Source organism: Paeniglutamicibacter selenitireducens, assembly GCF_051550675.1.
Classification (GTDB): Bacteria; Actinomycetota; Actinomycetes; order Actinomycetales; family Micrococcaceae; genus Paeniglutamicibacter.
This window is the reverse complement of record NZ_JBPULF010000012.1, coordinates 103,952-126,239: the sequence shown is the minus strand read 5'-3', so window position 1 is coordinate 126,239 and position 22,288 is coordinate 103,952. Positions and strand designations below refer to the sequence as shown.

Genomic DNA, 22,288 nt, shown 5'->3' with positions numbered 1-22,288 from the left:
CCCCCCCCCCCGGGGGCCCCCCCCCCCCCGGGGGGGGGGGGCCCCCCCGGGGGGGGGGGGGGGGGGCCCCCCCCCCCCGGGGGGGGGGCCCCCCCCCCCGGCGCCTTAAGCCCGGGAAAGCCCCGGAAGGTCCTCGCGGGCCATCATGGTGGTGAGGTGCCACAGCCTGCGTTCGGTCCCGTCGCCGGCGTTGCGCAGGCTTTCCTTCTTGGCCGCGCCCACGACCTCGATGACCTTCTCCTCCAGTTCCTTGACCTCTGCGTCGTTGAGCATGAGGTTGGTCAGGTCAAGGACCCCGCGCACATCGGCCTGGCTGCCCGTCGCATACTCGTTGCCCCAGTCCAGGACCGCCTGGAGCTGGCGCACCAGGTCCTGGCCCTGCTGCCCCAGGTACGTCTTCAGCACGAGGGCGTCGTCCGCCGCACTGGGGTCATCCGGGGTGCCTACGCTGAAGCGGCCGTGCACCGCCCGCCAGACCCTGTCCCTCCGGTCCCGCGCCAGCTCGGGCGCCTCCTCGACGATTCCGGCGGAGGCCAGCACCCGCAGGTGGAAGCTGAGTGAGTTGGCCGGAACCTCGAGCTGGTCCGCAAGGTCAGTGGCACGGGCCGACTCCATGGCCGAGAGCGTTGCCATGATGCGCCGGCGCAGCGGGTTTGCCATCGCCTTGAGCATCGAGGAGTTCATGGTGATGGTTGGGTCGTCGGGGGTGTTCCGTTCCTGGGAGGCCATGCCACAAGTGTAGCGATCCAACAAGATTATTTGCGCAAGTTCTATTGCGCAACTAAGTTTGCGGGTTTACCGTTGGGTGCATGACCACCAAAACCAGCATGAAAGTCGGTGCCCGGACGGCCACCGCGGCCCCGGCACTGTGGCGCAACCGCAACTACCTGCTGTGGCTCGTTTCCGACACCGGATCGGCCCTCGGGATCGCCGTGCATTCGTTCGCAGTCCCCCTGATTGCCCTGGTCGCCACCAACTCCCCCGCGCAGGCCGGGATCATCGGCGCGGCCGGGATGCTCGGCCGGATGCTCGCCACGCTGCCCGGCGGGGTGCTGGCGGACCGGCACGACCGCCGCCGGCTCATGATGATTGGCGGGCTCAGCGGCACCGCCGTCGCCCTCGGGCTTGTCGCCGCGGCAGCGACCGGGCACCTGACATTTTGGGTACTGATTTCCCTCCACCTGCTGATGTCGGTGCGCAACGGGCTCTTCGGTTCGGCCTCCGACGCGGTGCTCAAGGACCTGCTGCCGAACACCCAGCTCGGCTCGGCGCTCGCGGCAAACCAGGGCCGCGACGCGGTGGTTTCCCTGGCAGGCGGGCCGCTTGGCGGAATCCTGCTTGCGGTCTCGCAGACGGTGGCCATGGCCGTTATCGCCGCCATCCACGCGGTGGCCACGATACTGGCCAAGATCATGGTCCTGCCGCACCGCACCGCACCGGAACCCTCGCTGGAGGCGGAGGCGACCCCGGCGAGCGCCGAGCGCACCGGGTTGATCCGCGGTTTCGCAACGGAAAGCGGCGAGGGCCTGAGGTGGCTGTGGCGGCGGCGCGACCTGCGCGCCATGCTGGTGGTGTCCGTTGTCATCAATCTGGGGACCAACGCGGCCATCACCTCGGTCATTTTTGCCCTCCAACGCCGCGGCGAATCGGCGGCCAACATCGGCCTGGTGTCGGCCGCGATCGGCGGCGGCATGCTCCTGGGCAGCACCGTGGCGCCGGCGCTGATCAAGCGGGTTCCCAGCGGGGCACTCACCTGCGCCGGGTTGCTGCTGGCGGTGGGTTCGCTCTGGGTCCTGCCGTTCGTTGAGACGATTCCCGCAGTGTGCTCGGTCATGGCCGTTGCCCTGTTCGGGGCACCTGCCATCAACGCCGGGATCGGCGGCTACTTCATGGCGGCGGTTCCCACCGGGCTGCTGGGGCGGGCCACCAGCGCCTCGGCCCTGATGAGCATGGCCGCCCTCCCGCTGGCCCCGCTCATCGCGGGGTTCGGTTTCACGCTCTGGGGATGGACGGGCCTTCTCGCCTTGTGCGCCGGCATTGCCGCGCTGGCGGGAATCATGGCGGTGGCCAACAAGCCGCTGCGCACGCTCCCCGGCCCCGAGGGGTGGGCGGCGCGCGCAGCAACCTATGGTCGATCCGGAAAAATCCCGCAAATCTAGGTCCAGCGCTGTCGATGCTCGTGCGGGACCTCATGTACATTTCGATGCCCCACGCTTCGCGGGCCGGTACTTTGCGAATCAGCTAGCTCGCGGGACAACAATCGACTTAAGAGCGTCGATGATAGGAAGCAAATCTTCGTTCATCGGTCGGTCCGTCTCGTCTGAGTTCACTGCCTCGGCCAGTTGCAGGTACTGATGTATTGCAGTGCATGGCAGTTCCTCGATCGTCGTCCCGCGCAGACAACGAATAGCTGATAGTGCTTCAACTCCAACAACCCACCACCCGAGCTTGAGCTGCTCCCGAAGCTGCCGGACCCCCTGAGTGGCATAACTCGCATGGTTCTCGATACCCAATGAAATGGATATCGCGGCACTCGTTGTTGGCGTGGAAAGGGTGCGTATTGAAGCAAGCGCATCGTTTACAACGTACTCACCGATCATTAGACCTGAGCTTCCAGGCGCGCCATCGCTCAAGAACTGAGTTCGCCCAGTGGCCGCGGGATCGGTCATGGCGGAGACTCGCGAGGAGGAAAGGGTAAAGAAAGATGCAAGTGCGAGGCGGAGCTGATCGAGGAGACTTGCGACCTCAGCCAGGTGGAAAAGCCCATGGTGCTTCACCGCGTCATGGAGCACGAGTGGGTTCTCTGAACCAGAAGAACATTCCAATTCAACAGCAGATCGCAGTCGTGTGAGTGCGTCCCAGGCTGTGCCTAGGACCGCCGGGAATACCCTCAAGGCAAACGAGTCTTGCACGATGTGACTTTGGTCCGTTTGTTCCGCAACCATCGCGCGAAGCCTGGCTGCCACTTGTTCCTGATGCGGTTGCGGTCTAGCGCGATGAACCTCGGGGGCCAGGGCTTCGACCGACCCGCGCATGCCCATGAAACTCATCGAGAAGACAAGCTCAGCGGCGACCAGAATCTGCTCGCACTCATACACCGCCAAGGCCGCCCCCGCGAGAGTCACAGCGCTTGAACTCATGAACGGGAGAGCATCCGTATCGGCAATCCGTATAGGAGGTATCTGTCCGGAGCACCACGGTCGTTCTCCAGCGAGGGTTAACGCGAGTTCGGCAAGTTGGGCGATGTCTGCCGTGCCAAGCCCACCGAGCGAATGAATCGTCGGGAGTGCATCTGTTGCCACTGCGTCCGCGAGCCCCCTGGCCAGCCTTTCGCTGACGCCGGAGTTTCCGACCAGGATCTGGTTCAGGCGAACAACCATGGCGGCTCGAGTAACTTCCGCGTCGAGTACCTCTCCGATACCCGCACAATGGCTACGAAGGAGCCGCATCGACACGGCTTCTTGTCCACGGCTGTCGACTGTTACGGACTTGTTCGCACCGACCCCGGTATTCGCACCGTAAACGGGCACCCGAGCTGAAGCGTCGGCAAGGCAGGTGTGACTTTCCCGTACACGCGGCCAGAGCATCGGCGGTACTACAACACCCCGTTTTCCAGTCGCGGCCGCCACAATATCAGCAATGGAAAGACTCCCACCGATAAGTTCGAGTGGAGGTTCCGCACACAAGTTTCGCGTAGCGGCGGCCTCCGCAAGGAGCCTTGGTTCGTTGAAGCTGCTCACCTTGTTTTCTCCTCACTCGAATGGCATGCGGGGAGGAGCTCGTCCAGTTTCGAACTGACATCGTGAGGACGGTGCCCAAAGAGAGAGCAGTGACCGAGTCCTGGGATCTCATGGTAATTTGCGAGGGGTGAAAGCCCAGCTGCCGAGCGGGACAACGCAGGCGGAGCGCTGACATCCTGCTCAAAACAGATAAAGTCAGTCGGTACCGTGAGTTCGTGCATTCTCGAAGAGACGTCGAAATCAAGACAAGCCTGCCACTGGGATTCGACAGTATTCTCATTGTTCTCGTGGAAGGAAGGCGCAGATAGCGCATCCCTGATTTTTTCCCACTGTGTTGGATCGCCGAGGGCTTCGGCAGGGTAGAGCAATGGCGCGTAGTGCGTGGCGGCAAATTCTGTTGACAACCTGACTCCCTCCCGACGCAAAGCAATTTCAGCACGCATGTAGTCACCCGCCCAGTGTTTGGACGTATCTGCGCCGCTCGCCATGCTGATGGCACGGGAAACCAAATCCGGACGATCGAGTGCGAGCTGTAGAGCGACGGCGCCCCCCATGGAATGACCCACGACGATTGCCCTACCCACCCCTATCTTTTCAAGGAGTTCCGCTGCGTCCCGGGCCATGTCGGCCATCGACCAGGGGGTCGGTTGGGAACACACCGTCGAGTCGCTACCGCGATTGTCAAAGGTGATGTTTCTGAATCGTCGTGAGAAGTGTGGCACGAAATGTTCGTGCCAAGCCTCTCCGAAATAGCCTCCGCCGGCGATCCAAAGAATATCGGGTCCCACCCCCGATACGTGGACATTGGTTGTCAGCTGAGTGAGATGAACCTGGCTAGTTTTCATTGCGGTTAGATCCAATTCGATTGTCGGTCCAAGGAAGGTTTCTTCAATCTGCCGGGAAGTGATCAGTTGTTGACCTTTGCGAGGCCTGCATCGATTTGTTGAATGAGCTTCTGCTCGGCGTCAATATCGATGCTTCTCGAAAACAACCAATAAGAAATTCCGGCGGCGAGAATCCCAACGTAGGGAGCAACGTCAAAGCCCCAAGCGGTGGCCACTGGTCCGGTCCACCAAACGGTACTCACGAAAGGGACCATCGCGACGAGAGCGACCACATATGAGGCATAGCCGCGCCAGTTCCAGGCGCCGTACATGCCGTCGGGGTTGAAGATGTCCCGAATCGAGTAGCGGCCGTGCCGAACAAGGAAGAAATCGACAAGATTCGTAGCAGTCCAGGGCGCCAGGAGGTACAGAAGAATAGTCAAAAAGGTTCCGTAGTTCTCAAGTACCTGGTCAGAGGCCAGGAATGCAATAAGGAGCGCAATAGCGCCAAGTGCGATCGCGATCGCGGCACGCAGAACAGGTGTCGCTCGCGTCGGCTTGAAACTATCGGCAATTGACAGGATGGCAAGGGACCCTCCATAGGAGTTCATGGCGACGAGATACAGGGAGCCAACCATGCAGAGCAGCAACATGACGCTGCCGAATCCAGGGAAGACAGTGTTTCCACCTTTGAGTAGTGCGCCAACGATGTCGTCGCTGGGAAAAGCCGCAATTACCGCGGCTGCGACTGACTCAATCCATACCGCAGCGACTGTCATTCCTACGTAGGTGCTGAAGAAGGACGACTTTAGGCTCATATGCGGCAGATACCGCGTGTAGTCCGAGACGTAAGGTGCCCATGCAAGATTTGCCGCCGCACAGGCCGCAGCTTGAAGGAGGAAGATCGACCAGCTGAACCCGCCCTCGAGCTTAATCTCTGGCAATGTGCGTGGAATGAAGATTGTGACCACCAGAAAACAAATCAAGAATGCCCAGGCGAACCATCGAGCCAACTTATGCACAATGTCATAGCCAATCGCGGCCACCGTAACCGCGATGGCACAAGCGACCACCATCCCAATTGACACCGGCCAACCAAGCAGCAATTCGAATCCTTGACCAAGCATCAGAATTGTAAAAACACTGAATCCCATATAGGCGAACACCGATAGCAAGTAGATTAGGATTGCACCTCGGTAACCGTATTGAGGACGCGACTGGATTAGTTGGGGCATCCCCATCTGTGGTCCCTGCGAAGCATGGAACGCTGAGAAGACCGTTCCGAACGCCGACCCAAGAATGATTGCCAAGATTGCCCAAAGCAGGCTGAGGCCGTTCAAAACTCCGATTGTCCCGATCGCAAGCGACGTGAGGCCGGAGGTCGAAGTGAACCAAACCGGGGTCACGTGCCATGGCTTCCCTCGGCGTTCGTCCAGTGGAATGTACTCAATCGTGCGCTGCTCGACGAGCGTGCGTCTGGTGGGCTCCCGTTGCTCAGCAGGACCGGGCTGGATTTTCATCACGATTCCTTTTTCTTGAAGTATCTGACGGCCTCGATCTGTACTGCACCCGTTGAGGTCTAGATTCAAGCCGAGAAGATCGATGTATTGAGGAGCCTAGCCGCGAAATAACGTCCAAAACGGGGTGTTGGGAGATTCGCAACGTGCGCAGTCGAGTCGTTTGGGCAAACACCTCAACTGGGAGCAAATGGGCGTCGTTCCTCCTCAAAACAAGCCCATCTTGGTTTCGAGTTCCGCAACGAAAGTGGCGACTGCAGATGAGAACTTGCAAGCAAGATGACCTCTTTATTGAGACAAGTCCGAAGGCGCCTGCCTATCACATACACTGTTGAGTCATGAACACTGAAGCAGGTCTTCGGGAACGTGTGCGGCAGCTCGTTGAGCGTTCCCCTGGCACCCAGTCAGATTTTGCGTTCGCAATCGGACTTGACAAAGTGAAACTGTCGAAATCGCTCAGCGGGTCGCGGCAGTTCACTTCGATCGAAGTCGTGAGAATCGCCAAGTACTGCGAGGTGTCCGCCGATTGGCTACTTTACGGCGATGCGGGCAGCGAAGATGGAGATCCCTACAGGGGCGGTCGGGCTTCGACGGCCGAGCTTTCCAGAATGCGGGACCGGATCCTTGCCTCGGCATGGGATGTTCTGACCCGGAAAGGTTATGAAGCAACTCAAATCGTGGATGTTGCGATGAAAGCCGGCGTAACCCCTGCGAAGGTCAACTATTTCTTCCTAACCAGGGACGAGCTGCTTAACTACGCCATGCATCGAAAGTTCAGCACAACTTTCGAAGATCAATGGGCAAGGCTGGTACAAGTGGATTCGGCGCGCGAACGCCTCATGCTACTCATTGAAATGCAACTGCCCGACACAGATAAATTGGCTGACGACTGGTCCGGCTGGGTCCAGCTGTGGAGCTGGGGTGACAGCCGCACTCGATTCAGACAACTTCACTGCGAAATCGTGGAGCAATGGAACGAATCCATTGAAGAGATCGTCGTCCTCGGGCAAAAACAGGGGCACTTTCGAAAATGCGATCCAACCGACGCGGCCATGCAACTCACAGCACTGGTCAACGGCCTCGGACTACAGGTAATTCTCGGGGTACCCGGGGCAACGGCCGACTCGATGCGGCGGCAGCTCCGACTTTACGTCGAAACAGCGCTTGACGTTGCGAATCGGCAAGGCGCTCAGCCGACCCCTCTGACGGAGATGACTGAAGACAGCAGGTAGCAGTATGGTCATTCACCACTTGCGTCTCTGCGACGGTGCCGGCAGGAACTGGGGCGTGTTTCCATCAGGTCCATGAACGCAGCCTGCTGCCACGGCCTGATCCTGCCCTGCAGCGCGTACGCCCGGATCGAGACCGGGTTGGCATCGAACAACGTCAGCCCCGCCTACGCGCCGGTTCCAGGACATATGACTCGATCAGGTCGAACCACGTGTTCACCACCGCCCCGGACCAACTCGCCGTCAACAGCACGACCCGACCCACGCCTCCCAGCAAGGCCAACATGGTCCTATGCAGAGTCCACCCAGCGCAAAACCGCACCTTCGAACTCAAACGGGGTCAGGCCTTCCGTCGCACTTCCGCCACCCGAGAGCAACGGTCGCCCGACGCAGTACTAGTTGAAGTGCCCGGGCCGGGCCTACCAGCCCGGCTCCTCGCCGTCGTCGTCTGCCTCGGAAACGCCCAGGTCGGGCTGCTGGCTTCCGTCGAACTGCGCCCACGCCTCGGCGAATTCAAGGATGTCCTCCAGCGCCTCCTCCTGGTCCTCATCCAGGAGCTCCAGGGCGTCGCTCGAATCAAGGATCCCGGCGATCGCGGCGGCGGGGTGCTCCTCGAAGTAGTCCACCGGGGAGAAGTCAGCGTTGAAGGTCAGCGACTTGCTCTGCTCGTACAGCTCGATGAAGGCCTCGACAGCGGCCGGGACCCGGGCAAGGTCCAGCCCGGTCAGCGAATCGTTGTAGGCGCGGCTGGTGGCCTCCGCCCATTCCTCGATGATCTCTTCACTCATTTGCGTTTCGGGATTGCCCACTGCTCTACCTTGCCTGTTTGACGACTCTTCGCGCATCAATACTAAGGTGAACGGCCCACCCGGTACATGTCAGGTTGCGGGCTTCCCGCCAGCCGCGACACGCTCCCCGGGGGCGGCTTCCTACAGGCGGCGGTTGGCCAGCACCGGAAGGAATTCCCGCACCTCGTCGATGCGGCGGCGCGCGACCTCGGTGGTCACCAGCCCCTCGGCGTCATCATCCAGGAAGACCACCGGGACGCCCATCGGGTCGAGGATCGCCGAGTGCCCAATGGTGTGGCTCGAGCTGGTTCCCGCGGCGGCAACCCACACGGTGTTTTCGATGGCGCGGGCCTTGAGCAGCGTTTCCCAGTGGTCGACCTTGTGCTCGCCCTTGAACCAGGCGGCCGCCACCAGCAGGAGCTCGGCCCCGTTGACCGCCAGTCGCCGGGACAATTCCGGGAAGCGCAGGTCGTAGCAGGTCAGCACCCCGACCTTGAGGCCCCCGATCTCGAAGATCGGCAGCGCTTCCACCGGGCCGGCGGTGATGTCCGTGGATTCCTGGTAGGAGAAAGCGTCGTAGAGGTGGATCTTGCGGTAGGTCCCCAGGATCCTGCCGTCCTCGGCCACTGCGGCGAGGGTGTTGTAGGGGCGTGCATCGCCGCTTTCCTCGTACCCGCCGGCTACGATGGCGATCCGGTGTTCCGCGGCGATGAAGGAAAGCCGCTGTACGAAGGCCGCCCATTGCCCGGCGACGGCCGCGTTCAGGCCGCCGTCGGCCTTTGACACCGCAAGCATTGCCTCCTCGGGGAAGAGCACCAGGTCCGCGCCTTCGCCCTTGGCCCGCGCTGCGAGCCGGTCCATGGTCGCCACATTCTGCGCGATCGATCCCGTGGGGGCGAATTGTCCGACACTGACCTTCATGGCGATTCCCTTCGTTGCCGACGTCCTGGCACCAGCCTAGCGACAATCCACCGTTTGGTTGACCCCGGATCGGCCATGTCAGACGTATGGTGGGCATTGTGACGACCGAACCAAAGAACAAGTGGCTGGCGCTGGTGGTGCTGGCCGGGGCCCTCGCAATGATCGTGCTCGACGGAACGATCGTCGGGGTTTCGCTGCCCACCATGATCGAGGCCCTCGACATGGACCTGACCTCCGCGCAGTGGGTCAATTCGCTCTACTCGGTGGTGCTTGCCGCACTGCTGATGACGGCCGGGCGACTCGGCGACAGGATCGGGCGGCGCAGGCTGCTGGCGATCGGAGTGGCCGTCTTCGTGGCGGGCAGCCTCGCCGCGGCCCTCGCCACCGACGCGACGACGCTCATCGCCGCCCGCGCCCTGCAGGGGGTCGGCGGGGCAGCGGTCCTGCCCTCGACGCTCTCCAGCGTCAATTCCATCTTCCGCGGCAAGGAACGCGCGGCCGCATTCGGCGTGTGGGGAGCCGTCATGTCCGGCGCCGCGGCCCTGGGCCCGTTGCTGGGCGGGGCCTTCACCACATACCTGGACTGGCGCTGGATCTTCTGGGTCAACCTGCCGCTGGGCCTGCTGGTACTGGCGGGGATCTGGCGCGTCGTCCCGGAAACCACCACCGAGCACCGTGAGAACGGGACCGACGTCGTCGGCGTCCTGCTCAGCGCGCTCGGGTTCGGGCTGCTGGTCTTTGTCCTGATCGAGGGGCCGAGCTGGGGCTGGGTCACCCCGCGGACGGCCGGCGACCTGGGTCCACTGCACTGGGGCGTGGACGCCCCGCTCTCTCCGATCCCGGTCCTCGGGGCGATCGCCGTGGGCTCGCTTGCCGCATTCATCGGCTGGGAGCTGCGGCGCGCCCGGCGGCGCCAGGCCACCCTGCTCGATGTCTCGCTCTTCTCCCACGCGACGTTCTCCTGGGGCAACGCCACGGCCACGATGGTGGCCATGGGCGAGTTCGGCCTGCTCCTGGTGCTTCCGCTCTACCTGATCAACGTGCTGGGATACGACGCCATGGGTGCCGGGCTGATCCTGGCCGGCATGGCCGCCGGCGCGTTCCTGTCCGGGGCCATGGCCCGGCGCCTGGCCGAAACCATGGGCGCTGACCGCGTGGTGGTCCTGGGGCTCGGGATGGAAATCGCGGGCATTGCGGGCCTGGCCTGGGCCGTCGGCGCCGGCGCCCCGATGACCCCGGTGGTCCTGCTGCTGGTCTTCTACGGGCTGGGACTGGGGCTGGCCTCCGCGCAACTGACCAGCACCGTCCTGCGCGACGTGCCGCCGGAGGCTTCCGGGCAGGGCTCGGCGACGCAAAGCACGCTGCGCCAGCTCGGCTCGGGGTTCGGCACGGCGATCGCCGGCAGCGTGCTGGCCGTGGCAACCACCCAGGCTGCCACCACGTCCCTGGGTGACCTGGACATCCCGGGCCTTGACGCCGCGGCATGGGCCCAGCGACTCAGCGATTCGGCGGGCGGCCTCATTCCGCAGGTGCTGCACGGGGGCGCCGGGGCTGCCTTCGGCGAGCACGCGGAGCAGGTCGCCGCGGCCATGGGCGATGCCTTCACCAGCGGGGTCCAGGCCGCCATGGTTGCCGCGGTGCTCTGCCTGGCCATCGGTTGGGTCGGCTCGTTGCAGGTCAGCCGCGCGGCCCGCGCCGTCCCTGCCCCGGCGGATGAGCAGGCGCTGGCGACCGATCCGGAGGCCGGGCGGGGCTAGCCTCCCCCCGCCGGATGCAGAAGGGGCGTGGCGCACGATGGTCTGCTCGCGGTCCGGTCCAACGCCGATGGCCGAGAAACGGGTCCCGCTCATTGACTCCAGGGCCAGCACGTAGTTGCGTGCGTTCTCCGGCAGGTCCTCCATGGTGCGTGCCGTGGAGATGTCCTCGGTCCACCCCGGGAAGTACTCGAAGATCGGCTTGGCGTGGTGGAAGTCGGTCTGCGTCATCGGCATCTCGTCGTGGCGCACCCCGTCGACGTCGTAGGCAACGCACACCGGGATCTGTTCGATGTTGGTGAGCACGTCGAGCTTGGTGACGAAGTAGTCGGTGAAGCCGTTCACGCGCGAGGCGTGGCGTGCCAGCACCGCGTCGTACCAGCCGCAGCGGCGCGGACGGCCGGTGTTCACACCGAATTCGCCGCCGGTCTTCTGCAGGTAGATGCCCATCTCGTCGAAGAGCTCGGTCGGGAACGGGCCCGCACCCACGCGGGTGGTGTAGGCCTTGATGATGCCCACGGAGCGGGTGATGCGGGTCGGGCCGATGCCCGAGCCGACCGAGGCGCCGCCGGCCGTCGGGTTCGACGAAGTGACGAACGGGTAGGTGCCGTGGTCGACGTCCAGGAACGTGGCCTGGCCGCCCTCCATGAGCACCACCTTGCCGGCGTCCAGTGCGTTGTTCAGTTCCAGCGTGGCGTCGATGACCATCGGGCGCAGGCGCTCGGCGAAGGACAGGAAGTACTCGACGATCTCGTCGACCTCGACGCCGCGGCGGTTGTAGACCTTGACCAGCAGCTCGTTCTTCTGGTTCAGCGCACCCTCGACCTTCTGGCGCAGGATGGATTCGTCGAAGACGTCCTGCACGCGGATGCCCAGGCGTCCGATCTTGTCCATGTAGGCCGGGCCGATGCCGCGGCCGGTGGTGCCGATGGCGCGCTTGCCCAGGAAGCGTTCGGTGACCTTGTCCATGGTCTGGTGGTACGGGGCCACCAGGTGCGCGTTCGCGGAAACGCGCAGCTTCGAGGTGTCGGCCCCGCGGGCCTGGAGTCCCTCGATCTCCTCGAAGAGTGCCTCGAGGTTCACTACACAGCCGTTTCCGATGATCGGAATGGCGTTCGGCGAAAGAATGCCGGCGGGCAGGAGCTTGAGCTCGTACTTTTCACCGCCGACGACGACCGTATGGCCGGCGTTGTTGCCGCCGTTTGGCTTCACAACGTAGTCAACTTGGCCACCCAAAAGGTCAGTGGCTTTACCCTTGCCCTCGTCGCCCCACTGGGCTCCGACGATCACGATTGCTGGCATGGGATCCTCCCCCTTGCTCGATTCAGCGCGGCCGGCACATCATGCCGGGTCCCGGCGGTGCCGGGCGCAGAAATGCCCCTCGCTCTTCCACCGCCCACGCATGGATCAGGAAGAACAGTAAGGGGCTCTTACGTCACGAGTTTACCCGAAGATCGAACGTCGAGTGGATTTATGGCGGTCAGGAGTCGCTTTCCGGCTCGATCGCCGCAGATAATGCGGCCTGGGCCAGCGGCTCCCACTGTTCCATCGAACTTTCGGGAACGGCCACCCAATCGCGGAACGGCCTTCCCTGTCCGGAGGGGTCGAAAAGCTCCGCGCCGGGGCACTCCATGCCCCTGGCCATGGCCTTGCTGTCGCGGCCGACCTTGAACGCCATCCGGTCTTCCTGCAGGCATGCAATGGCCTTCGATTCGAACTTCAGGGCATCCTTGCCGAACATCTTTCCCGGCGTCACCCCTTCGCCGAGCAGGGCGCGGGCGATCCGCTGGTACTCGGCCATGGCCTCGGGTGTTGGAAATTGCATACTCATGACCCCATCAAACCCCGCTTTGGTCGTTTCGTCGAGGGATCGCGAACGGCTCTTTTCCCCGACGGTGCTTTGCCATGGGTTTTCCCTAGGCATCAGGTGCGGCAGTGCGTGCCCGGCGCTTCTCGCGCAGCCACCAGAACGGCAACAGGAAGGTCCCCAGGGCGCTGACCAGCCAAACCACCAACGTGCCAAGCACCCAGGTGCCCACGCCCGACAGGGAAAGGCCGCCCGGGAAAAGCTGGGCGACATACAGCGCCAGTGCCGTGGCGATCAGCCCCACCCCGCCCAGGAATGCCGAAGCGTAGCGCTTGGCCATGGTAGCCACGAAAGGCGTGATGACAGCCTGCACCACGGTGAACACCAGGACCGCGACGATGAACCCGGAAACGTGGATATTGAACCCGTCCAGGATCCAGCTCGCCACCAGCAGGCCGAGCACCGACGAGACGACGAAAATGGCAATCCGAATCAAGAAGCGAATCATGGTTCCGAGTGTACGGCCAACACTGTGACTTGGGGCGGCAGGACGGGAACCAGTTATTCCCGGGGCCGCCCTAGACTGGATCCCATGGCCCTGACCCGCGAACAACTCATCGACACCGCAGTGGACGTGCTTTCGAAATTCGGCCTGGCCGACCTCTCGATGCGCCGCCTCGCCCGGGAACTCGAGGTTCAGGTAGGGGCCCTGTACTGGCACGTGAAATCCAAGCAGGAACTGCTGGTGGATGTGGCGGCGAAATTGCTGGGATCCGTGCCGCGGCCGCAGACCCCGGACCCGGCCATGGCTCCGCTGGCCATCGCCTCGTTGTTGGAGCAGTTGCGCGCAGCGCTGATCACGGTCCCGGACTCCGCCGAGGTGATCCAGCTGGCGCAGTCCATGCGCCCCGACGCGTTGGCGCCGCTGGGCTGGCTGCTGGAGTTCCTCGAGCTGGCCGGGATCCCCCGTGACCAGGCGCCGTACGCCAGGCACTTGATGCTCAACCACCTGCTCGGCTCCATTGCCGCCCACCAGGAGGCCCAGGCGCTGGCCGGCTCGCCGGAAGCGGAAGGAACCGGCGGGGGCCTCGGGCCGGAGGCCTTCGAGTACGGTGTCCGGGTCATCCTGCAGGGGCTTTCGGTCGAACATGCCCCCGCCGGGGCCTAATCGCCTAGGCGGCCCCCGGAGGCCTCGAGGTAGCAGGCTCCGCACAGCGACTCGTACCAGACCTCGTCGCCGTCGATCGCCACCTGGTCTCCCGCGAAGATGATCTGCTCGCCCACCCTGCGCGTGTTGAACACGGCCTTGCGGCCGCACCGGCAAATGGTCTTGAGCTCCTCAAGCGAATGCGCGATTTCCAAAAGCCGCCGCGAACCGGGGAACGCGTGGGTGCGGAAGTCGGAACGGATTCCGTAGGCGAGCACCGGGACCCCGTCGAGCACCGCGATGCGGAACAGGTCATCGACCTGGCCGGCGGTCAGGAACTGGGCCTCGTCGACCAGCAGGCAGGCCACCGGCGGCGCGTCGACGTGTTGCAGGATCGCCGCGGGATCGTCCCCCGCCGCGTGCGAGGCGAAGAGCCCGCGCAGGTCCGCATTCGGCGGGATCAGGAAATCGACGTCGCGATTCATGCCCAGGCGCGAAACGATGCCGGAGTCTCCCTTGGTGTCGATGCCCGGCTTGGCCAGCAGCACCCGCTGGCCGCGCTCCTCGTAGTTGAACGCCGCCTGCAACAAGCCCGTCGACTTGCCCGAATTCATTGCACCATAGCGGAAATACAGCTTCGCCACATCGTTCCTTTCGTGTTGGACACCGTGGACGATTCTATGTGCTGGAGCCGAACCGGCGTCCCGTGGCCTTCGGGCGGCTGCCGTCAACGCCGATGGCCGCCGGGGTGCCGGCGGCCATCGGGTGGTTGGAGCTCGGTGTTTCGGAACCGGCTTAGGTAACGGCGTTGCGGGACTTGAACGCCGGGGCGTCCCAGGCGCGGGTTTCAAGGATGTCCCGCAGGATTTCCACCGCGTCCCAAATGTCCGTGCGGGACAGGTAGAGCGGGGTGACGCCGAAGCGCAGGACCTCCGGCTCGCGGTAGTCGCCGATGACGCCGCGGGCGATCAGCGCCTGGATGATTGCATAGCCCTCCGGGTGCCGGAAGCTGACGTGGCTGCCACGTTCCGCATGGTTTTCCGGGGTGATCAGCTCGAGGCCGAATTCACCGCACCGTTCCCGGACCAGCTCGATGAAGAGGTCGGTCAAGGCAAGCGACTTAGCCCGGACCTGTTCCATGTCGGCCTCGAGCGAGACATCGAGCCCGCATTCGACCATCGCCATGGAGGTGATCGGCTGGGTTCCGCAGAGGAACCGGCGGACGTCGTTGGCGGCGGTGTAGCTGTCGGCCATCGCGAACGGCGCGGCGTGGGACCACCAGCCCGTCAGCGGCTGCCAGAAGCGGCCCTGGTGGCGGGCGTTGACCCAGATGAAGGCCGGGGAGCCCGGTCCGCCGTTGAGGTACTTGTAGGTGCAACCCACCGCGTAGTCGGCGTTGGCGCCGTTCAGGTCCACCGGGACGGCACCCGCAGCATGTGCGAGGTCCCAGATCACCAGGGCGCCCGCCGCGTGGGCTGCTGCGGTGACCTTGTCCATGTCCCACATGGCACCGGTGCGGTAGTTCACGTGGGACAGGGCCAGGACGGCAACCGAGTCGTCGAGAGCTTCCTCGAGACCAAGGTTTTCGTCGATCAGGCGGACCTCGTAGTGCTCACCGGTTTCGGCGTTGACCGAGTTGAGGAAATCGCTGATGCCTTCAGCGATGTAGATGTCGGTGGGGAAGTTGTCGCGTTCCGTCAGGATGACGCGGCGACCCGGGGCGTCCTGCTGCTGGATGCGGACGGCGGAGGCAAGCGCCTTGAAGAGGTTGAGGCTCGTGGTGTCGGTGACGACGGTTTCGCCGTCATTGCCACCGATGAGCTTCGACAGCTTGTCCCCCAGCCGGGACGGCAGATCGAACCAACCGGCAGTGTTCCATGAGCGGATCAGTCCGTGCGCCCATTCGTTGTTGATGACTTCGGCCGCACGCTCCGCTGCACCCAGCGGGAGCGGGCCCAGTGAGTTGCCATCAAGGTAGATCAACCCCTCCGGCAGCGAGAACCGCTCACGAAAACGAGCCAAGCTGTCGTTGTTGTCGGCCGCCTGCAAGCTTGCACGATCGGTGCGAAGGGTGGGGATGCTCATGGAATTTGGTGCCTTTCTTGACGTGCCGAGAGCGCGTGGCGCGATCCACGAACCCTCAATGCCTGTTGGGCAATCATAGAATTATCCAGCAAACCATTGGTAGCTTGGTGAATAAGTGCTCAAAATACTAGGAGAAATTCGTGCTGAATTCGGGAAGTATCAGAAACCACCACCGGCAACAGAATCCAGTTCGACTCGACGACGCCGATCTGGTCATCCTCCGGGAACTCAGCAAGGACGCCCGGACCCCGAACAACCTGCTGGCTTCCCGGGCAGGGATTGCCGCCTCGACGTGTCTGGGTCGAGTGCGAGCCCTCCAGGACGCCGGCGTCATTCGGGGATTCCATGCCGACATAGACCCCAGGCTGCTGGGATTGCAGGTCACTGCGATGGTGTCTGTCACTGTTCGTCCCGATGCGCGAAACGAAATGCTCGAAGCTGCCAGGGAGCTACAAGCGCTACCCGAGGTTCAGGACGTCTTCGTCCTTGGTGGAACTCCGGACATCCTTGTCCACGTGATTTGCCAGTCGGTCGAGGCCTTGAGGGACTTCGTGGCCCAGAATTTCGGGGCCAAGGCAGTGTTTGCCTCAACCCAAACCAATCTCGTTTTTGAGCACCTTTCCCCGGAAGGATGACTGGCCACCGGCAAGAGTCAGGATGCCCAAGGCTTTATGGCGCGGCTTCCGCGTAGATTCTCAGTGCTTTGAGGGTCCCGGACTCCGAGTCCGCAATCGCGGCAAGCAATTCCCCGACCTCTTCTTCGAGCTCGGCAGCGGCAGAAACACTCACCATGAGTCGAACCGTGGTTTGTCCCGGCCCCTCAGAAAGCTCGTAGCTGTACAGAACGCTGATGTCCCCGCCGCCGGTCGAGAGCGTAATCGACCGCCCATCTTGCAGCTCACTAATCACCAGCTGGCGTTCGTGGGGCCCGGAGCGATAGTCAATGACCGCCCCAAGGCTCGTGAGCTGCTCGGCCTCCATGGAGTCAACGCCGGGCATCCATTTCGGTGCGGCTACCCAATCCGTGAGTAAGTCCCAGACCCTCGCGACGGGAACATGAATCGATTCCTGAACGTCCAACGCCTGAAAACGTGTCATGGCCGAATCGTGCCACGAAGCGGCCGGCAATGAAATGCTTACAGGAACCTCCAAGGGGCCCTCTGCAAACTCCGACAGCTCGACAATGCCTTCCGGCAGGCCATCGAACAGGCCATGGCGCACGACCCTGGAGCTGCTCTCTACAATGGGAAACTAGGTGACGAGCGACGTTCATCGGGGATCACGAAGCCAGCGGCCGTCGTTCGTATACGTCCTTCGAGGCGTACCATGTCAGATCAGGAGCCGCTTTCCCTGCTGCCGCGAAGTGGCGGGCCGTCACCACCGCGGAATCCACGGTGGTCGTCTCCCAGTTCGCAAATACTCCCTCCAGATCCCCGATCACGACGTCAACCTGCCCGTGTTCCGCTCCCGGCGTCGACAACATGCACCACAGCTTGTCATCCGATGTGTCCGGGGAGAAATAGACAACCATCGCCCCATTCGCATCCCCACAGCAATCCATCCTCGCGGTGCCCCTCAACGCACTGACCACGGACCGCTTGGACCCGTCAAGGGCACCGATCTTCTGCTCAAGTGTGGCTCCGGCTCCAGCGCTCTCCTCGAATTGCCTGCGCCCCACCTGCCACTGGACACGCAGTCCCGACGATCCTGCGCGCGCCTCATCCCCGGCATTTTTGCGGTCCGCAAGATACCGGAAATGGGCGCCGACAATGGACCCGCTGACTCCGCTAGGCAGCCATGTCGGCAGGCCAAGAACAAGCGCGCTCTTCATCGAAATGAGCACGGCCACCCCCACAAGGAAGCCAAGCACCAAGACCGCCCGGGCGGCATTCGGTGGCAGCACATAAAAGGCGGCGACTCCGTACACGAGCCCAACAATCAAAGCGAGCAAGACGACGGGGAGGGCTGGCATTCCTGTCGTACTCAACGTCAATGCGACAGCCGCCACCGGGGCAACGGCAACCACACCCCATTGAACTGGGTCAGCACCCGTCGCGTAGGGAGGTTTTTTCATCTCGCGATCCATCATTCACAGCTAGGCCAACTGCCTCGCGTTTCACCGGCGAAATCCGTGAAAGAAGCGAGCAGTCTTTTTCCTGTGAAGATTCGAGCGGGCAAACTTACGAAGTTCATCAATCAAGGCGTAGTAGTTATCAGTCTCAGCGCTGTCAGGTGAACCGTCTGGTTTCGTAATGTACCTGTCGCCGATGGTCATCGGCCCAGCCCGTAGTGACGACAACACATCATTGCAAATGTCATTTAAGCGGTCGTCGGTGACCCCTCTTTCGAGCTGACGCGCAAAATCCTCGAAGGCTTCCGCGGCCTGTGGTAAATGCACACTGTAAAGGTATCGAGCGAAAAGAAGCATCTTTCGAGAAATGTCCGCGAAGGAAATAGTCCTTGCCGAACCATTCATGAATCAACCTCCCTTTCTTCCATGATTCTCATATATCCGACTGACTCGAACGAAAAGAGCAGCAGGTAGCACCCTGGCCAGTCTGCTATCCAGAGACGAGTTGACTTAGTTCAATATGCACTCCGGCATCCACGATCCATAAAACCGCAAGCATCGAATTTTGTTCAATCCGCACTGTTGCCATGTTTATCGTTCTCATAATTCTTGGGCCCATGACTGGCTACTGGCATTTTGGGTTAGTCGTTTCGGAACGGTTCAGTCGTTGGCGATCTCGGCGATGAGCACCGGATTAAGTCAGACCGAATTGCCTCTCCCGGACCAGGCAAGATCGCGCGAACGCCAACCGGTCACCGCGAAGTGGCGTGCCGCCACATGCGCCCGACGCAACGATTCACCCCCCCCCCCACATGGTCCGGCGAAGCTGCAGCGGACATCTCGGGGCCCAACATCGTTCGCCCCGAGGCAACGAGCGTGTGCCACTCGGGCGATCCAACGTCATTCGTCTCATATACTTCGACGGCATCCGGTGCGATACCAACGGCATCCATCCGAGCCAAACCACGCCTCAGGGTAAGGACCGAGAAATGGCCATCAAGTTGCCCGAGTAACTCGTCGAGTCTCTCCCCACTGGGGTCCAGCTCTTCGAAACGGTCCTTGCCGATGGCCCACGTCGCCACCGTCGAGCCCGGCACCGCCATCGGGTCCGTCTCCGGAGCGGGAGGAACTTCAGCCCCCTCCCGCGCCGCCCGGCGTGCACGCCCGAGCGTCATTCCGAGAACGGCGCAACCCGACAACGCCGTGATCGTCCAGGTGATCGGCCCGAAATTGATCAACAACGCCAGAGAGAGGACGATCACCAGCGGATAGGTCATCTTGCGCTTGTAGGGGTCCTGCCGTGCGCCGGAAACGAATGAGAGCAGCAGAACTACTAGGTAAAAAATAGTACTAGAACCGGAAACGAACCCACCCCAAGCGGAATTGCCAGGCCAACCACGGCCGCAGCGAATGCAAGGACATACTGTAGTAGCGCAGGCGCCACCACTCGTGCAACCGGCGTCAATCGGCGCGCATCGGGGATCACGAAGCCAGCGGACGTCGCTCGTATACATCCTTCGACGCATACCATGTCAGATCAGGAGCCGCTTTCCCTGCTGCCGCGAAGTGGCGGGCCGCAACCACCGCGGAATCCACGGTGGTCGTCTCCCAGTTCGCAAACGATCCCTCCAGATCCCCGATCACGACGTCAACCTGCCCGTGTTCCGCTCCCGGCGTCGACAACATGCACCACAGCTTGTTATCCGATGGATCCGGGGAGAAGTGGACAACCATCGCACCATACGCATCCCCACAGAAATCCATCCGCGCAGAGCCACGCAGTGCGCGGACAAGCGCCCGCTTCTTGCCATCCAGAGACCTTACGCGTTTTTCAAGTGCCTCGACGGTAGCGGATTCGTCTTCGAACGACCTCCTCCCGCCCTTACCCATTACCACGAGTCCACGCGAAGCTGTTTACTTCGCCTTTTGCTTTTGGTCCGGGCGAAAATTCGCACCAATAATGGTTCCGGAAATTACGAGCATGAACCACGTCAGGCCGATGCCACCGGTTCCGCCCTGTATGTTCTGAAAACCTCGAATCCAAAGAAGAACCCCGATAAAAGCCACGAAAAAGAGCAAAATCTGCAATCGGCCCTTGGCAAACATGAACGTGCAGCCGCCAAACATGAACCCACTCAAGGCAACGGCGAGGACTGTAAAAACTCGTGCATCCCACCAGATAGTGGGAATCAAGATCCCCCCTGCGATGGCTAGCGCCGCGACTGTGATTCCTACGAAATCGGTACTCTTAGTGGAACTACGCACCATCATTGAATTCTCCTCCACGATCCACATGCACCTTTCGACGCACCGAAAGCGATTGACGCCAAGGTCTCTGCAAGAAAAACTGTGCCATGAATCGTCCCGGACAGAAGCACCATGTCATGCTGGCCACCAACGAGCTGGCCTCCGATCGAAATGGCAAGCACGGTCAGAACAAGCAGGCTCTACGCGACAAAATCCGACGCCCCAACGGCGGATATCGCCATGCCTTTGCATGCGGACTCGCTCCCATTTGAACTTCATCTCTGATCGAGTCCTGCAACTGCCTACCGTCGCCGGTCGCGGCAAACCGCAGATTGGCAGCCCCTTCTGCGGCAGAACCGTGCAATGCGCACCCGCCGTTTGCCTAACGGCTCCGAAGCAGCATCGACCCGTTAGATGAGGTCCTCCGCGCACAGTGACTGCCATTTGTACAACCCTCCGTCGTACTCCCTGAGAACCGCCCGCTTGAGTTCACCTTGAAACTCTGTTCCCAACAGCGGCTCGGTGAGTTTCGGGCTATCGTTCACGCGCTTCGTCCACTCCGGCCATCGCACCCCCAGAGGCGTGAATTCAACCTCCATGAACCGATGCTCCTGGCCTTGTTCCTTGGTAAGCCATCGCTGGCGCACCTTCGGCAGGTTCAAAGTATGCGCCCACGCCCACGCCTGATCGTCTTCCGGAACCCGCTCATAGACGGATTCCAACACCAGTGCGTCAACCCCATGCAGGCCGCCCAGACGCTCAAGGGCAAATGCGTGCCTCCGGGGAACCTCAACTTCCTCGAGGCAAACCGCGCGAGCCAATGCCTCCAACGCGGAGCGTGGGTCACCCGCCCCGATCAACGCATAAACCCGATGCAACGTATCGACGGCGACCAACTCCCGGAACCATTGGGCAAGCCACTGGACATCCATCAGCGCGCGCCGGGCTTCCGCGCCGTCAACCGGCCAGTGCTGCCCATCGTCGTTTGGCGTGGATGCGACCCACCCACCGACCCGGGACCCTTCGCCGCTTCTGGCCCAACGCAGCCGGTCAGCACGTGCGACAAGCTGGCGTGCTTCCTTGGCATCCATTCGAGGCTCGTTCGTCAGCAACACCGATGGCCATGACGTTGCGCTCATCAGCCCGATCGGGCTCTGCTCACGCACACGGAACGCTGGAATCATTGCGCCGGCGGGAGTGGCTTCCATGTCGTAGATGCGCCCCCTCAACATGTTGGAGGGACCATTGTTGATCCGGCGAACCCTGTATCGGGGAACCGCTTCGCTGGACGACGGCGTGTTTTCAGGCAACCCACTCATGGTGTGGTCCTCAGGTAGCTGTTGGGTTGGAAGTCTTGAACAAAGGACGGGTATACCCCGCCTTCCGGGCACTCAAATTGTTGGACAAGCGGCGCACCCCGGCGCACCCCGACTGCATCAACCCACCTCGCTCAGGAGGGCAAGGGGCGGCGGTCAAAGACCTCGGGGGAGGTTACCCACGTGAATTTGGGGTCCGCTCCCCCGGTCGCCGCAAAGTGCCGCGCAGCAGCCACCGCCGACGCTGCGTCCGTGCACTCCTCAAACGAGAACGATCCCTTGAGATCACCGATCACGACATCCGACCGGCCGGAATCCGCGCCAGGCGTCGTCAAGAAACTCCACCGCTCTTCACTCCTCGTGTCCGGGGAGAAGTAGACAACCATTGCACCGCGGGCATCACCGCAGAAATCCATCCGCGCAGTGCCCCGCAGCGCACTGACCACGGACTGCTTGGAACCGTCCAGGGCACCGATCCGTTGTTCAAGGGAGGCTGCAGTTCCGTCGCCCTCCTCGAATTGCTTGCGGCCCACCTGCCACTGGACACGCAGCCCCGACCCGCCCGTGCTTGGCTGGACAGCGGTTCCCTTGCGGTCTGCGAGATACCGGAGATGGGCGCCGACAATCGAGCCTGCTATGGAGCTGAGCAACAATGTCGGCAGCCCGACCACGAGTTCGTTCCGGCTGGAAGCCAGGACACCCACCGCGGCCAGGAAGCCCAACACCAGGACTGCACGGGCAGCATTCGGAGGCAGGACGAAGAACGTGACGATTCCGAAGACGAGCCCCACGCCAACTGCTGCCAAGGCAATGGGTAATGCTCCGGACCCAGCGGTTCCCCA

Annotated in this window: 23 protein-coding genes and 1 pseudogene; 5 read left to right on the top strand and 19 right to left on the bottom strand. The window is 62.5% G+C overall.

Annotated elements, in window-relative coordinates; genetic code table 11:
- Positions 1-105 precede the first annotated feature (105 nt).
- The gene (locus ACSYDW_RS17655; RefSeq protein ID WP_438340041.1) at positions 106-729 is read right to left on the bottom strand and encodes a helix-turn-helix domain-containing protein; all 624 of its coding nucleotides are present in this window, start codon (positions 727-729) and stop codon (positions 106-108) included.
- A gap of 80 nt (positions 730-809) precedes the next feature.
- On the opposite strand from ACSYDW_RS17655, the gene ACSYDW_RS17650 reads away from it, so the two are divergent.
- Positions 810-2,159 (top strand): MFS transporter, encoded by a 1,350-nt coding sequence (locus ACSYDW_RS17650; RefSeq protein ID WP_438340040.1) that lies wholly within the window; start codon positions 810-812, stop codon positions 2,157-2,159.
- A 78-nt stretch (positions 2,160-2,237) separates the two neighbouring features.
- Here the strand turns inward: ACSYDW_RS17650 and ACSYDW_RS17645 are convergent, their stop codons facing one another.
- The 3 genes from ACSYDW_RS17645 to ACSYDW_RS17635 all read right to left on the bottom strand — a co-directional run bounded on the left by ACSYDW_RS17645 (position 2,238) and on the right by ACSYDW_RS17635 (position 6,084).
- A complete protein-coding gene (locus tag ACSYDW_RS17645; protein ID WP_438340039.1) occupies positions 2,238-3,740 on the bottom strand; it encodes an aromatic amino acid lyase in 1,503 nt (500 codons plus the stop codon).
- Entirely contained in the window at positions 3,737-4,585 is an 849-nt protein-coding gene (locus ACSYDW_RS17640; protein WP_438340038.1) for an alpha/beta fold hydrolase, read from the bottom strand. The genes ACSYDW_RS17645 and ACSYDW_RS17640 overlap by 4 nt, the downstream gene beginning before the upstream one ends.
- A gap of 62 nt (positions 4,586-4,647) precedes the next feature.
- Positions 4,648-6,084, bottom strand: coding sequence for a purine-cytosine permease family protein (locus ACSYDW_RS17635; RefSeq protein WP_438340045.1), 1,437 nt, complete (start codon positions 6,082-6,084; stop codon positions 4,648-4,650).
- 335 nt (positions 6,085-6,419) lie between these two features.
- On the opposite strand from ACSYDW_RS17635, the gene ACSYDW_RS17630 reads away from it, so the two are divergent.
- A complete protein-coding gene (locus tag ACSYDW_RS17630; RefSeq protein WP_438340037.1) occupies positions 6,420-7,313 on the top strand; it encodes a TetR/AcrR family transcriptional regulator in 894 nt (297 codons plus the stop codon).
- Between the two features lie 416 nt (positions 7,314-7,729).
- Here the strand turns inward: ACSYDW_RS17630 and ACSYDW_RS17625 are convergent, their stop codons facing one another.
- Both ACSYDW_RS17625 and ACSYDW_RS17620 read right to left on the bottom strand, forming a co-directional pair.
- Positions 7,730-8,098 (bottom strand): hypothetical protein, encoded by a 369-nt coding sequence (locus tag ACSYDW_RS17625; RefSeq protein WP_438340036.1) that lies wholly within the window; start codon positions 8,096-8,098, stop codon positions 7,730-7,732.
- Between the two features lie 141 nt (positions 8,099-8,239).
- Positions 8,240-9,019 (bottom strand): carbon-nitrogen hydrolase family protein, encoded by a 780-nt coding sequence (locus ACSYDW_RS17620; RefSeq protein ID WP_438340035.1) that lies wholly within the window; start codon positions 9,017-9,019, stop codon positions 8,240-8,242.
- A 98-nt stretch (positions 9,020-9,117) separates the two neighbouring features.
- Between ACSYDW_RS17620 and ACSYDW_RS17615 the strand changes: the two genes are divergently transcribed.
- Positions 9,118-10,776: a DHA2 family efflux MFS transporter permease subunit gene (locus ACSYDW_RS17615; RefSeq protein ID WP_438340034.1), complete on the top strand. Its 1,659-nt coding sequence runs from the start codon at positions 9,118-9,120 to the stop codon at positions 10,774-10,776.
- A gap of 33 nt (positions 10,777-10,809) precedes the next feature.
- On the opposite strand, the pseudogene ACSYDW_RS17610 reads toward ACSYDW_RS17615, so the two are convergent.
- From ACSYDW_RS17610 to ACSYDW_RS17600, 3 genes and pseudogenes are all read right to left on the bottom strand, one after another.
- Positions 10,810-12,075 (bottom strand): annotated as a pseudogene (locus tag ACSYDW_RS17610) (adenylosuccinate synthase); the annotation flags it as partial.
- A gap of 178 nt (positions 12,076-12,253) precedes the next feature.
- The gene (locus tag ACSYDW_RS17605) at positions 12,254-12,604 is read right to left on the bottom strand and encodes a hypothetical protein (RefSeq protein WP_438340033.1); all 351 of its coding nucleotides are present in this window, start codon (positions 12,602-12,604) and stop codon (positions 12,254-12,256) included.
- Positions 12,605-12,689: 85 nt separating this feature from the next.
- Entirely contained in the window at positions 12,690-13,076 is a 387-nt protein-coding gene (locus ACSYDW_RS17600; RefSeq protein ID WP_438340032.1) for a phage holin family protein, read from the bottom strand.
- Between the two features lie 96 nt (positions 13,077-13,172).
- On the opposite strand from ACSYDW_RS17600, the gene ACSYDW_RS17595 reads away from it, so the two are divergent.
- Positions 13,173-13,748 carry a TetR family transcriptional regulator gene (locus ACSYDW_RS17595; protein WP_438340031.1) on the top strand — a complete coding sequence of 192 codons (576 nt, stop codon included), beginning with the start codon at positions 13,173-13,175 and terminating at the stop codon, positions 13,746-13,748.
- Here ACSYDW_RS17595 and ACSYDW_RS17590 read toward each other — a convergent pair.
- Positions 13,745-14,371: a thymidine kinase gene (locus tag ACSYDW_RS17590; RefSeq protein ID WP_438340030.1), complete on the bottom strand. Its 627-nt coding sequence runs from the start codon at positions 14,369-14,371 to the stop codon at positions 13,745-13,747. The two genes, ACSYDW_RS17595 and ACSYDW_RS17590, sit on opposite strands and share 4 nt — an antisense overlap.
- Positions 14,372-14,522: 151 nt before the next feature.
- Complete coding sequence (gene kynU, locus ACSYDW_RS17585; protein ID WP_438340029.1) at positions 14,523-15,812, bottom strand: kynureninase; 1,290 nt, start codon at positions 15,810-15,812, stop codon at positions 14,523-14,525.
- A 140-nt stretch (positions 15,813-15,952) separates the two neighbouring features.
- Between kynU and ACSYDW_RS17580 the strand changes: the two genes are divergently transcribed.
- On the top strand, positions 15,953-16,447 hold the full coding sequence (locus ACSYDW_RS17580) for an Lrp/AsnC family transcriptional regulator (RefSeq protein ID WP_438340028.1): 495 nt from the start codon (positions 15,953-15,955) through the stop codon (positions 16,445-16,447).
- Between the two features lie 34 nt (positions 16,448-16,481).
- Here the strand turns inward: ACSYDW_RS17580 and ACSYDW_RS17575 are convergent, their stop codons facing one another.
- The 8 genes from ACSYDW_RS17575 to ACSYDW_RS17540 all read right to left on the bottom strand — a co-directional run bounded on the left by ACSYDW_RS17575 (position 16,482) and on the right by ACSYDW_RS17540 (position 22,252).
- Positions 16,482-17,033 carry an SRPBCC family protein gene (locus ACSYDW_RS17575; RefSeq protein ID WP_438340027.1) on the bottom strand — a complete coding sequence of 184 codons (552 nt, stop codon included), beginning with the start codon at positions 17,031-17,033 and terminating at the stop codon, positions 16,482-16,484.
- Positions 17,034-17,091: 58 nt separating this feature from the next.
- On the bottom strand, positions 17,092-17,886 hold the full coding sequence (locus ACSYDW_RS17570) for a hypothetical protein (protein WP_438340026.1): 795 nt from the start codon (positions 17,884-17,886) through the stop codon (positions 17,092-17,094).
- A 42-nt stretch (positions 17,887-17,928) separates the two neighbouring features.
- Complete coding sequence (locus ACSYDW_RS17565) at positions 17,929-18,288, bottom strand: hypothetical protein (protein ID WP_438340025.1); 360 nt, start codon at positions 18,286-18,288, stop codon at positions 17,929-17,931.
- A 347-nt stretch (positions 18,289-18,635) separates the two neighbouring features.
- Entirely contained in the window at positions 18,636-19,160 is a 525-nt protein-coding gene (locus tag ACSYDW_RS17560) for a hypothetical protein (protein WP_438340024.1), read from the bottom strand.
- Positions 19,161-19,365: 205 nt separating this feature from the next.
- Positions 19,366-19,773, bottom strand: coding sequence for a hypothetical protein (locus tag ACSYDW_RS17555; RefSeq protein WP_438340023.1), 408 nt, complete (start codon positions 19,771-19,773; stop codon positions 19,366-19,368).
- A gap of 24 nt (positions 19,774-19,797) precedes the next feature.
- A complete protein-coding gene (locus tag ACSYDW_RS17550) occupies positions 19,798-20,169 on the bottom strand; it encodes a hypothetical protein (protein ID WP_438340022.1) in 372 nt (123 codons plus the stop codon).
- A gap of 371 nt (positions 20,170-20,540) precedes the next feature.
- The gene (locus ACSYDW_RS17545; RefSeq protein WP_438340021.1) at positions 20,541-21,449 is read right to left on the bottom strand and encodes a hypothetical protein; all 909 of its coding nucleotides are present in this window, start codon (positions 21,447-21,449) and stop codon (positions 20,541-20,543) included.
- Between the two features lie 131 nt (positions 21,450-21,580).
- On the bottom strand, positions 21,581-22,252 hold the full coding sequence (locus ACSYDW_RS17540) for a hypothetical protein (protein ID WP_438340020.1): 672 nt from the start codon (positions 22,250-22,252) through the stop codon (positions 21,581-21,583).
- Positions 22,253-22,288: the final 36 nt, after the last annotated feature.